General features: G+C 53.6%; 1 rRNA gene. It reads right to left on the bottom strand.

The window, feature by feature from the left end:
* A 16S ribosomal RNA gene (locus tag HMPREF2886_RS01445) occupies positions 1–898 on the bottom strand; the annotation flags it as partial.

Here is an 898-nt window from a genome sequence, read left to right as displayed (position 1 = left end):
TTTAACCTTGCGGCCGTACTCCCCAGGCGGTCGACTTATCGCGTTAGCTGCGCCACTAAGATCTCAAGGATCCCAACGGCTAGTCGACATCGTTTACGGCGTGGACTACCAGGGTATCTAATCCTGTTTGCTCCCCACGCTTTCGCACCTCAGTGTCAGTATCAGTCCAGGTGGTCGCCTTCGCCACTGGTGTTCCTTCCTATATCTACGCATTTCACCGCTACACAGGAAATTCCACCACCCTCTACCGTACTCTAGCTCAGTAGTTTTGGATGCAGTTCCCAGGTTGAGCCCGGGGATTTCACATCCAACTTGCTGAACCACCTACGCGCGCTTTACGCCCAGTAATTCCGATTAACGCTTGCACCCTTCGTATTACCGCGGCTGCTGGCACGAAGTTAGCCGGTGCTTATTCTGTTGGTAACGTCAAAACAGCAAGGTATTAACTTACTGCCCTTCCTCCCAACTTAAAGTGCTTTACAATCCGAAGACCTTCTTCACACACGCGGCATGGCTGGATCAGGCTTTCGCCCATTGTCCAATATTCCCCACTGCTGCCTCCCGTAGGAGTCTGGACCGTGTCTCAGTTCCAGTGTGACTGATCATCCTCTCAGACCAGTTACGGATCGTCGCCTTGGTAGGCCTTTACCCCACCAACTAGCTAATCCGACCTAGGCTCATCTGATAGCGTGAGGTCCGAAGATCCCCCACTTTCTCCCTCAGGACGTATGCGGTATTAGCGCCCGTTTCCGGACGTTATCCCCCACTACCAGGCAGATTCCTAGGCATTACTCACCCGTCCGCCGCTGAATCCAGGAGCAAGCTCCCTTCATCCGCTCGACTTGCATGTGTTAGGCCTGCCGCCAGCGTTCAATCTGAGCCATGATCAAACTCTTCA

Source organism: Pseudomonas sp. HMSC066A08, assembly GCF_001813025.1.
Taxonomy (GTDB): domain Bacteria; phylum Pseudomonadota; class Gammaproteobacteria; order Pseudomonadales; family Pseudomonadaceae; genus Pseudomonas; species Pseudomonas aeruginosa.
This window is presented reverse-complemented; position numbering and strand designations above follow the sequence as displayed.